Consider the following 11392-nt stretch of genomic DNA (forward strand, 5'->3'; position numbering starts at 1 on the left):
CTTCTTATTGAGCCTGCAAAAACACCTCTTGCGCCGCCTTTACGCCCGCCCCTAAATTCACTGCTACACCTAAAGTCTGCAAAGTCATCTCGAGCATACTAATTACTACAAAGACATCGGCCATACTTGCATAACCTAAATGACCAATCCGGAAAATTTTACCCTCTAAAGTTTTTTGCCCCCCCGCAACGGTAATTCCGTAAACTTCACGCAAATGTTTTTGAATATCTTTCGCCGAAACATTGGCAGGAGCTTTAATCGCCGTAACTACACTAGAGGAAACACTTTCATCAGCTAACAACTCCAAGCCCAAAGCTTTAACTGCCGCCCGTACCGCTTTAGCCAATAGTTCATGGCGTTTAGCAATATTCTCTAGCCCTTCTTCAAAAATCATATTTAACGACTCGCGCAACCCAAAAATCAAGCTCACTGGTGGCGTATAGGGATTTTGCCATTTTTCTAAAGATTTTTTCACCTTTTGCGCATCCCAGTAGTATTTCGGTAACGTACTTTGAGCATATGCCGCCCAAGCTCTTGCCCCAAAAGCGACTAAACCAATACCTGGGGGAATCATCAAGGCTTTTTGCGAACCCGTAAACACCACATCAATGCCCCATTTATCCATCTGCATCGGAATTGCCCCTAAAGCACTAACTGCATCAACCACTTTCAAAGCTGGATGTTGCCCACACACTTTAATTACATTTTCAATATCATTAGTAACCCCTGTACTAGTTTCATTATGAGTTAGCAGAATTCCTTTGATTTCCTTATTAATATCTGCTTGCAAACGCATCGCTAGTTTTTCAGCGGCAATAGCTTGACCAGGTTCAAAAGATAGTTTTTCAACATCCAAACCATAACTAGTGGCAATTTCTGCCAAACGATCCCCAAATACCCCAATACTCACAACTAAAACTTTATCGCCAGCACTAAATAAATTAACAATACTAGCTTCCATCGCGCCCGTACCTGCTGCGGGATACAATAATATATCTGCTTGCGTATTAAAAACTTTTTTCAAATCTTGAACTACACTTTTAAACAACCCTTCATAAGCCACACCCCGATGATTAATCATCGGTACATTCATCGCATTTAAGACCCGCTCTGGAACTGGCGTAGGCCCTGGAACCATCAAATATTTTTTGTTTAACATTTTTAAAAATCCCCCTCTGAAATAATTCACTTTTTAGGTAGCACCATAATAAACAAATAGACCGCATACTTGCGGCCCGCAATAATTACGTTTATGGATAAAGCAGCTCTCCAATTTGTCAAAGTGTTAACTTTTAGAGAAAATTATATCCTAGAAACAAACCAAAGTCAATAATTTTGTTAAATAATTAGGCAATCGAAAAGTATATTATCCCGATTATATAGCCCCAGCGAAATATTTTTGAGTGTTGCCTATACCTTTCCCCATCTCTCGACCAATTTTTAACCATATGATAACTCAAACCGCAAATTATTCCTATTGCTGGTACTATAAAGCTTTTTTTCATGTTTTTTACCTATTCCCCTTTACTAGCCCCCATGTTAAAACCTGCCCTCAAATTCTATTAATTAAAATACATACAAAAGTAAATACAGCGCTATCGTAGCACAGGGAATTAAAAATGATCCTATTAAATTTGACGATAATTTTTTATATGATGCTATTAGTTCTTCATTTGTTTTATCTTCTTCTAACTTTAAAAAAGCTAATCTTTTTCTTCCGTAACTCATCAATGGTGCACCAATAGAAAATATAACTAGGTGATATAACTTAAATTCTACATAATTTATACATACAAATCCCATTATTACATAAAATGTTAAAAGTAGACTTGTGCCTAAAACCAAACTCCATAAATATTTTTTTTCATGATAATATTTTTTTCAAGTTCTGACCTAAGCACCATAATCATTAGCGCACTCATTGAAATCGCTCCCCAAACCCCAGCTTCATCTTTGGTTATAGTTTCTTTTGCCAGTAACACCAACATTACTACCGCTCCTATACAGATAAAATATCCAAACATTAAATGTCCCTCTAATCTTTCTAAAATAAAAAGCTTGATTTTATAGTTTTTCTTTCAAAGTCTAATTCCAGCTTTTTATTTTCTAGAATTAGCACTAATATTTTCTCTCACAAAACTATTCAGCCACCTATCACGTCTATAAAAATGGCCCTAACAAAAATCTGTTAGGGCTATTTTTATATTTGACAAGTAATTTGAAATCCTAATGCTGTTTTTGCGGTTTTAAAACCTTTAGGTTTGTGCAAGGGCGCACCGATAAAGGCATCATAACTGATGTTTTTTCCAACTGTGCCTCTTATCCCTACTACTGTGCCCATCAAACTGTTGCCTAGCAAATACTCTGAGGCCGCCCCCCATACTCTACCACAATCTAAACCAATATATGGCTCTAGACTACTATTTGCTAGAGGTATGCTTATTTCATTTCTTATTATTATTCCATTTTCAGCCAGCAAACTTTGTTCACCATCAAATCCTCTTACGCTATATCTACCACCAATACTAATTTGTTCACTGCTATACAGCGCATCTTTGGTGTATTGCCCCTTGATATTTAAATTATAGCGACCTTTTACTTTCCCTAATTTCAAAGGCTTAGCTAGATTTAGACTTGCTGACCACAAACTATAACGCGTTGTCAGTTTCCCAGCTTCAGTATCCGTCAAACCTGGTGCCGCACCAAACCAAGGCACACCTTTTTGATAATAAATTATCGTATCTAGCGTGCTTTCGCCAATATATTGCCGATGTTGCACCCCTAATTGATATGCTGTAGTTTCTTGTCTTTGTACCCCTATTTCTGTATCATTTATATAACTATGGCGATCTTTTTGAATAATTTTAACAAACCCTTGGTATTTACGCACTTGATCGCGATATAACAACCGTTTTAATTCAATTTCTAAGGTATCTGATTTACCACTAGAAATAAAGGGCGTTAAATTATTTACCCGTTGATGATACCGATTTTGATATTTATTGATGCTCAAACTATAATTGCCATAAGGTATGCTGTAATACAAGCTATAGCCTTTATTGCTAGCCGTAGGTATTTGTTCTTTGAAGTAATAATCATTTAGGCTATAACTTAACACATCATTTAGTCCGCTTGGATTATATAAGTTAAAGCTACTAGTTGCCTGCATTCTTCCCATATGTTCTAAACCTGCATCATCTAGCGAAACCGCTATACTCCAAGGCTTACTGCGTGTTACCTGTATTACTACCTCAGTGTCACCTAACTTTGCTGCGGGTACTAGTTGCATTTTTACATCTTGATTGGGTACCCGCTTCATTTGTTCTAAACCTTGTTCTAAATCTCGCACATTTAAAATTTTGCCTGCTTTAGTTGGAAACGCATTTCTCCAAGTTCCCGCTTGTTGTTCCTGGTCAAAACGAATTTTGCTTATTTTCCCAGCAATTAACTGTAGCTCTAGCCTGCCTGTACTTAAATCTTGCTCTGGCACTACGATTTTACTTGTAACAAAACCTCTGCCCATTATTTTATCTTGAGCATATTTAGCTAAAATATTTATGCCCTGTACCCCTAATTTCCTATTTACATACTTTTGCAAATCTTTTTCTAACCAAGCGAATTTCCTAGCTTGTTCGCCAGTTATTACTATTTTGTTGACTGGAAACATGATCTTTTCTTCAGGAAATTGCAAACTTTCAATATCTGCCTTTGACTTTTGTAAATTCACTTGTGGCTCTTGTAATCGCTTTTGCTCTTCTTCTTGTTGCCTTTTTAATTCTTGTTGCCGCTCAATTTTATTGCGTAATATTTCTTGAGTAGCCACGTCGTTCGTACTAGGCGCGGCTATACAACTACTAGCTCCCGCAATTAGTAGCCCCAAAACTATTAATACTGTTTTTATTCCCACAGTTTTTCTCCATTTATTTTTTTATCTAACACGCTTATCTTGCCTTAGTTATATCGCATTTTCATCTAAGCCAAATTTCTAAAAAACCAATATTGCAACTGAAACAATGTTTTTTCACCTATTTCCCTTTACTAGCCCCCATGTTAAAATCTGCCAAAAAACTTCATCAACAAGGTTACGCCAATTAGCAATGTAATTATTCCCTTTGTCTCAGTTTTTATTTTCTTAAGCGCTTCTTGATTATCTTCGACTATGGCTAACTTATATTGTCCATACAAAGTGCTACCTATTGCTAACACAAATACTATTGTTCTTATAACTTCTATTGCCCACATGCTATCTGTAGGAATAACCAGCCCTAACGTTCTTGCATACTCCAACTTTAACAATACCTCTACTGCCAAGAACAATCCTGACAAACTCCATAAAAAAGTCCCTATCTTTACGATTACACCGATTTCTTTATTTTTATATTCTTTAAATATCCAAAAGTTATTAACCAAAAAACTAGCGATTCCTAATAATACAAGGCCTTCATATATTTTCATTTATCCACCTATTCCTTTTTTATTTTCTAGAATTGTCATAAATTACTTTTACATTCATTATCGTTTTACCTCTAAGATGTTTTACTTTTTCATATTGAGCATTATCGACAAATTTATAGCTTAATATCAGTTTACCTTTTACATAAACATTTTCACTATTGTTATCTTGTTGCCAACCGTGCGCTTCTAGGACATATTTATATGTTTTTTTAAATTCAGCTTCAGTTTTATCCGCATAATATATAGCCTCTAGTTCTCTACCCCCGCCATAGTAGGAATGTATCTTAAATCGTTGACATTCTATGCCAAAATCTCGCCCATCTACCAAGTTCTTTTGCGCTTCAATTTTGGCTGAGTTATCCACACCCTCAAGTTGCAAACTATATATTTGTTTAAACTCAACTAAATCTGCTTCCTTTATTATTAATTTCTCTTTTTCTATTGCCCCATTCATATTTTTTAGTTCTGTCTTTAATGTCGACACTAACATTATCGTGAAAACTACTGCCAAAACGTAACAAGTTATTTTCCACGATCCTCTGGTAGCGAATGTATATCCGCCGATAACAAGTTTTCCCATTATTTTCTCCCCCTATAGTTCTTTACCTTCAACATTTCTCACATATGAGGTTATTGTTATTAATAGGGAGTTTCAACATTATCTATTCGAACATTTAATGCTATGGCGTATCTCCCCTCCAAAAAAGCTCAAATCCTAAAACTTTAACAAAAAAAACACCTACCATTATTAGGAAAATTATTTCGATTATGTCTTTTTTTATCTCCTTAAGGGATTCTTGGTCATCTTCAGCCGTTGCTACTATATATTGTCCATATAAAGTCATGCCTATTGATAGAGCAAACACTATTACTCTTACAATTTCCAAATACAATCTTTTATCATTAGAAATAAAAATCCCTATAGTTTTAGCAATTTCCGATTTGGGAAATACTGATATTGCTATTAACAATCCTGATAAACCCCAAAATATGGCAGCCCATTTCAGGACTCCTACTATTTCTTTGTTTTTATATTCTTTAAAGAGCCAATAAATTTTACTTAAAAAGCTTAGTATCCCTAATATAAAAAACCATTGCACTATTATTTCCATTTATCAACCTCTCGACCTTTTTTATTTTCTAGAATTATCATAAATTACTTTTACATTCATTATAGTTTTGCCTCTAAGATGTTTTACTTTTTCATATTGAGCATTATCGACAAATTTATAGCTTAATATCAGTTTACCTTTTACATAAACATTTTCACTATTGCTATCTTGTTGCCAACCGTGCGTTTCTAGGACATATTTATATGCTTTTTTAAATTCAGCTTCAGTTTTATCCGCATAATATCTTGCCTCTAGTTCTCTACCGCCGCCATAGTAGGAATGCATCTTGAACAGTTGACATATTATGCCAAAATCTTGACCATCTACTAAGTGCGTTTGCGCTTCAATTTTAGCTGAATTATCCACACCCTTAATTTGCCGACTATATATTTGTTTAAATCCAACTACATTAGCTTCCTTTAATATTAATTCCTCTTTTTCTATTGCCCCATTCATATTTTTTAGTTCAGCCTTTAATATCGTAATTGACAGAGCCATTAAAAATATCATAATAACACACCAAGCACCTTTCCTTGAACCAGTGCCTGGTATTGGATATCTCTCCCTAACACTTTTTTTCATTATTTGTCTCTCCCTACAGCTCTTTGCCTGTACGATTTCCTATATATGATGTTATTGTTATTCCGCCATTAGCCCCAACACTGCCAGTTATATTATTTGCTGAAGCTGTATAACCTCGAGTAATTATTACATTGCCATTTCCTGCTAAACTTACACCTCCATCAAGAACTGTAATATTTGCTGAGCCGCTAACTCCTACACCAATTAATGTGTTTATCTGTTCAAGCCGATCTTCTACATTTTCTTCATCAAAATTTTTTTTGGGATTTTTTATAAACATTTTTCCCTCTCCATATGATAAATCCCTTCCATTTATAATTTTTTCAATTCCGGAAAATTCAATAAATTTTTTATCTTTCCCATAGGATAGTTTGACTTCTTGAAACGTATCCCCGTCGGAATTTATTGATAAAGTTATGGTTGCACCAAATCCAGCTATATTCACGCCCGTACTTACATAATAAAGTTCGCCTTTGGGCAGACTTTCATAATTATAATTATTTAATGCTTTTTGCAAAAATTGCGGTGCAATAACTTTCTGATCAACTACTATTTTGCCACCATCTGCGCTAAGATATACTTTGCTACCATTGATATCTACGCCTACAAGTTGCGGAATATAAACTTTTTCCCCATTAACTTCTATTGGATTCTCATCTTTATGAGCTGCAAACCAAGCGGCCTCTTGAGCTGCATCTATTTTTTGGTTTTCATAATAAGTTTCTAATGCATTGCCTCTATTAGCTACCGCTTGGCAATCCTCTAGGAGTTTTTCATACTGATCCAGGGTTAGATAATTATTCTTCGTGCCACTAGCTGCGGTACTTGCTCCTGTTTGGGCATTACCACCTACTACTTTGGCGGCGGTTGCACCAATTATCGCACTTGCCCATTGGTGTAAATCTGGCTTGTTTTTAAATGTTTTGCTTAATTTGTCTTGGACAGCTTCATTTAAGCCTGCACCTACTGCACCAGCAAAACCATTGCCCCCACCCAAGTCTGCCATCACCCCACCAACAATGCTATGTAGGGCTATTTTATTGCTACCACCTTCCGACCATGCCGCAACTTGGGCTTGAAGTTCTTTTATTTTTTTATCATCTTGTGGCTTCTTATCTTGCGCAATTGCTAAAGCAACTTGGGCTTTCGTTAATTCTTTTACCGAAAGTTTATGTACTTGTTCATAGGCTAGTTCACCAAACATCTTGGCTAATTCTTGCCGTTCTTGGATAGTTTTTTTGTCGAAAATTTTCCCTAGTTGATTTAAGCTTCCTTTTGTATCGCGACTTAAATTACTTAAATCTTGGTTAGGGTTATCTCGAACTTCTATTGTCCCTGGGGCAATTGCTGCTTTAGTAGTAGATTGGGCTTTACCTTCTGCCCCAATTCCAATTGCTGGCGTTATCCCTTTTTCGTTATATTTGGCATCACCACTGGTATTAACATTTATGCCCATACTGCTAGCCTGATATTCCGCTTTATTGTCAATATCGCTATAACTTAATGTGCCTGTTGACAATTTGTTTTTCTCAGCTGTAGCTTCACTGGCAATTACTGCACCTTTTAGATCAGTATTCTTGCCAACTTGGATATCAAACCCTGCTTGGCCAGCATAAATACCTGCTTGTTCGGTTACACTTTGATAATCTGAGTTGATTTTTCCTTTGTTAACCCCACCTGTGATCGCGCCTTTGCCTAAGTTGCCCGTAGGTTTTACTTTAGCGCTTACCCCTATTGAAGCCCCTTGGTTTTCTTCTTTATAGCTTTCTTTGGTTTGTAGACTAGCTATCTCTAAGTTACCACCGACTTTAGCTTGTACTTGCTCTGCTGTGGCTTGAGAGCCAATTACTTGTAGGTCTTTGCCAGTTTCTAGTGCTAATTTGTCGGTTGCAGTTATTTGACTTGCGGTATAGCTCGTACCATTTTCTTTGATTTTGCCTTGTTGTTTGGCTGCGGCTAAATTTACGCCACTAATACCGCCCACACCTACTTCTACCCCAATACTTGCCGAACTAGTTTGGCTGTTACTGCTACTAGTATTGCTATTGGTGCCTGCTAAGATTTGGATATTTTCTTGGGCTTTTAAACTAATATTTTTACCGCTTAACTCTGAGCCTTGGACTTTGCTATCTGAACCAAAACACAATATCTGAAATTTTATAGCGTTGAAAATTTATCTTTGCTTATTTCTTGCTCATGAAAAAATTCCATTTTCCTTCTAAATATGTGAGATTTATTTGATATTGCTGCTTTTCATAAATCCAATTGTTTTTTTGCTCCGAAACCAATTTCCAACCGTTTTTTGTAAAACTCTTCTGATAATATTTCAACACCTCATCTTTCGCCAAAGTATAGTCAAATATTATATGTAACTTACTATATGAACCTCTTTTCCCCTTATCCATCTCATAGCTAATTAGTTTTTCCATTTCTGGAGTACCAATCATTTTCAACTCTACAAGATACTTTGAAGTGGTATCGTTGTATTCCAATTGATTATGCAAGACATTTCTGTCAACAAATTTAATAACTTCACAAAAAACAATTGAAGATAAAAATACTACTACTAAAATACTTATTGATATATTGTCCCAATATTTCTTTGTCTCATCGTTTTTTTGCAATATATTCGCCCCATTCACCGTTTTCATAAGAAATTAATTGATATATATATTCCCCTTTTTCAAAATGTAAATAAAAACTTTTTTTATTTTTATCTATAATTTCTTTTTTCTTAAAAACCCAGCCTTGGTTTATTAATTGTTTTTCCAATTGTCCTAAATTAACATTATCTCCCTTAAATACAGCTGCAATAATCGGTATTCCACTCTTTGTTCCAATTTTATTATACGAAACACCCTCACATTGATTTGGAAGTTTTACAGATAAATAAAAATTTTTTTCATCTAAATCAATTTTTTTCCATTCTTTGTTTTCTTGAAAACTATTTACTACCACTAAAATAAATATACAAAAACTAAGGATTGTTGTTATTATAATTTTATTACTCATTTTCACTCCCTACTTAGCTTAAATACGATCTCGACTTGGACTTGCGTTGCTCGCTCTAGCGGTTGTGCTACTTATTGTACTTTACTTACTAAGCCTCCACCTAGGCCGATACTTATGCCACTTTGTTTGTTTTCTTGCTGTTCTTTACTGCTATATTCTGCCTGCGCATCTATAATGTATATATTTTTGACTTTAGTCCCATTGCCATATTTATATAATTATGTTTCTTCAAATACAGTGATAAACATTTCTCCATCATTTTCCTCAAACACTTCTACTTTAATTAAGCGTTCAGGAAATCTATTCTTAAAGCTCATACCCCAAAACAGTACTAAAACATCTCCAAGCGCCTTAATTTGAGATTCCAGGTTTCCATCATCTTGAGTTTTAAGATGAAAAAAATCTCTCAATTGATATAAATTCATCATTTTTTCTATGCAACTTTTTTCTCCTTTACATTCATCTCTCCAAAGTTCATATAATTCTTCTGAAAACTTATCTTTTAATAAAATACAACCATCTACTTCAACAATTTCAGGATAATATAATTTTGCAAATCCTAGTGCAGTCTGCAAATCCGACTTTAGATTTACATAATTCCACCAACTAAAATTTTTTGGATTGGCATTTCTCCATTTAATAAATTCCGAAATTAAATTATCTTTAAACATTTCTATTCACTATGCTCCCCTCTTGCCTATTCTTCCACTTTCTATCCGCTTAACTCTGAGCCTTGGACTGTTAGATCACCTGCTGTCGCGGTAATTTCTAGATTTTCTTGGCTTTGAAGGCTACTACCTTGACTTACTTGGCTATAGCTTTCGCTGTTACTGCTACTTTTGCTTGTTCCTAAACTAATATTTAGCTTTAAATCCCGACCTGTTGTATCTGCTAGTTTATTGAACGAGCATGAAAATTCTTACATTTGAATATTTCAAAAATTAGCCCCATCACCAGCATAATATAACCCAACACTAGCTTCGTTATTTTTAGCTATTAATACAACGATAAGATTGCCTTTTTTAAATTCTAGGCTACCATCCTTAAATGTTTTATCATAACTCCAGCCTTTTAGCGATAATTCATTTCTATAATACTTTTCTATTTCTTCCTTGCTCATCTCAACCTGGTAGTCAGCTGATATCCAAATTTGCGTAACTTTAGAATATGTTTTTTTATCAATTTCCTTAGCTCCACTTGGTGGTATTATATTTTCATATTCGATTTTCATATTCGCCTTTCTGTCTTTATAGATATTCGGATTAGGAATATATTCGCCTAAAAATGTAAGTATGGGTATGCTAAAACCTATTATTAGAAAAATTGAAAATAAAATTTGAAACTTGCGAAATTTATTTTTCATTTATTCATCCTCCGTAAGCTGTCTAGATAAATAATTCGTCTTGTACTTGCTATACTTTAATTTACGCTATGCGCAATCTCTTTTTCTAGTCACTTTTCAACTTTGCCGTATTTATTAATATACCCAGTTTATGCGTTTACTGAACCTCTTATAGTCTATACTAAGCGAAAATATACTAAATATATCAACGATAGTTCCCTCTATAGCCAGCCAAAATATTATCCCAATTTATTATTACTCTTAAAATTGAAATCGGCTTCATACTCCCTCTCTTTTCGCCTATAGCTTGTACTAATTTTTATTTTCTAGAATTATCATAAATTACTTTTACATTCATTATCGTTTTACCTCTAAGATGTTTTACTTTTTCATATTGAGCATTATCGACAAATTTATAGCTTAATATCAGTTTACCTTTTACATAAACATTTTCACTATTGCTATCTTGTTGCCAACCGTGGGCTTCTAGGACATATTTATATGTTTTTTTAAATTCATCTTCAGTTTTATCCGCATAGTATATGGCCTCTAATTCTCTACCGCCGCCATAGTAGGAATGTATCTTGAAAAGTTGACGTCTTATGCCAAAATCTCGCCCATCTACCAAATTTTTTTGCGCTTCAATTTTGGCTGAATTATCCACACCCTCAAGTTGCAAACTATATATTTCTTTAAACCCAACCAAACGTGCTTCCTTTCTTATTAATTCCTCTTTTTCTATTGCCCCATTCATATTTTTTAGTTCTGTCTTTAATGTCGACACTAACATTATCGTGAAAACTACTGCCAAAACGTAACAAGTTATTTTCCACGATCCTCTGGTAGCGAATGTATATCCGCCGATAACAAGTTTTCCCATTATTTTCTC

The 11392-nt window shown here is 34.7% G+C and carries 14 protein-coding genes; all 14 read right to left on the minus strand.

Annotated elements, in window-relative coordinates; translation table 11 throughout:
* Positions 1–4: 4 nt before the first annotated feature.
* Positions 5–1159 carry a pyridoxal-phosphate-dependent aminotransferase family protein gene (locus SUCMO_RS0100720; protein WP_019878456.1) on the minus strand — a complete coding sequence of 385 codons (1155 nt, stop codon included), beginning with the start codon at positions 1157–1159 and terminating at the stop codon, positions 5–7.
* Positions 1160–1835: 676 nt separating this feature from the next.
* Complete coding sequence (locus tag SUCMO_RS11345; protein WP_156819217.1) at positions 1836–2024, minus strand: hypothetical protein; 189 nt, start codon at positions 2022–2024, stop codon at positions 1836–1838.
* 176 nt (positions 2025–2200) lie between these two features.
* Positions 2201–3907: a ShlB/FhaC/HecB family hemolysin secretion/activation protein gene (locus tag SUCMO_RS10060; protein WP_019878459.1), complete on the minus strand. Its 1707-nt coding sequence runs from the start codon at positions 3905–3907 to the stop codon at positions 2201–2203.
* A 143-nt stretch (positions 3908–4050) separates the two neighbouring features.
* Positions 4051–4455: a hypothetical protein gene (locus tag SUCMO_RS0100740; RefSeq protein ID WP_019878460.1), complete on the minus strand. Its 405-nt coding sequence runs from the start codon at positions 4453–4455 to the stop codon at positions 4051–4053.
* Positions 4456–4474: 19 nt separating this feature from the next.
* Positions 4475–5035 carry a hypothetical protein gene (locus tag SUCMO_RS0100745; protein WP_019878463.1) on the minus strand — a complete coding sequence of 187 codons (561 nt, stop codon included), beginning with the start codon at positions 5033–5035 and terminating at the stop codon, positions 4475–4477.
* 100 nt (positions 5036–5135) lie between these two features.
* The gene (locus SUCMO_RS0100750; protein ID WP_019878464.1) at positions 5136–5567 is read right to left on the minus strand and encodes a hypothetical protein; all 432 of its coding nucleotides are present in this window, start codon (positions 5565–5567) and stop codon (positions 5136–5138) included.
* 21 nt (positions 5568–5588) lie between these two features.
* Positions 5589–6149, minus strand: a complete 561-nt coding sequence (locus tag SUCMO_RS0100755) for a hypothetical protein (protein ID WP_019878465.1) — start codon at positions 6147–6149, stop codon at positions 5589–5591.
* A 13-nt stretch (positions 6150–6162) separates the two neighbouring features.
* Positions 6163–8295 carry a hemagglutinin repeat-containing protein gene (locus SUCMO_RS0100760; protein ID WP_019878466.1) on the minus strand — a complete coding sequence of 711 codons (2133 nt, stop codon included), beginning with the start codon at positions 8293–8295 and terminating at the stop codon, positions 6163–6165.
* Positions 8296–8332: 37 nt separating this feature from the next.
* A complete protein-coding gene (locus SUCMO_RS0100765) occupies positions 8333–8773 on the minus strand; it encodes a hypothetical protein (RefSeq protein ID WP_019878467.1) in 441 nt (146 codons plus the stop codon).
* On the minus strand, positions 8757–9161 hold the full coding sequence (locus SUCMO_RS0100770) for a hypothetical protein (RefSeq protein ID WP_019878469.1): 405 nt from the start codon (positions 9159–9161) through the stop codon (positions 8757–8759). Before SUCMO_RS0100770 ends, SUCMO_RS0100765 begins: the two co-directional genes overlap by 17 nt.
* A 218-nt stretch (positions 9162–9379) precedes the next feature.
* The gene (locus tag SUCMO_RS0100775; RefSeq protein ID WP_019878470.1) at positions 9380–9832 is read right to left on the minus strand and encodes a hypothetical protein; all 453 of its coding nucleotides are present in this window, start codon (positions 9830–9832) and stop codon (positions 9380–9382) included.
* A gap of 41 nt (positions 9833–9873) precedes the next feature.
* Positions 9874–10020 (minus strand): hemagglutinin repeat-containing protein, encoded by a 147-nt coding sequence (locus tag SUCMO_RS11735; RefSeq protein ID WP_083938761.1) that lies wholly within the window; start codon positions 10018–10020, stop codon positions 9874–9876.
* A 75-nt stretch (positions 10021–10095) separates the two neighbouring features.
* Positions 10096–10524 (minus strand): hypothetical protein, encoded by a 429-nt coding sequence (locus SUCMO_RS0100780; RefSeq protein WP_019878471.1) that lies wholly within the window; start codon positions 10522–10524, stop codon positions 10096–10098.
* A 298-nt stretch (positions 10525–10822) separates the two neighbouring features.
* Positions 10823–11383, minus strand: a complete 561-nt coding sequence (locus SUCMO_RS0100785) for a hypothetical protein (protein ID WP_019878473.1) — start codon at positions 11381–11383, stop codon at positions 10823–10825.
* Positions 11384–11392 lie beyond the last annotated feature (9 nt).

It is taken from the genome of Succinispira mobilis DSM 6222 (assembly GCF_000384135.1).
GTDB classification, from domain to species: Bacteria; Bacillota; Negativicutes; order Acidaminococcales; family Succinispiraceae; genus Succinispira; species Succinispira mobilis.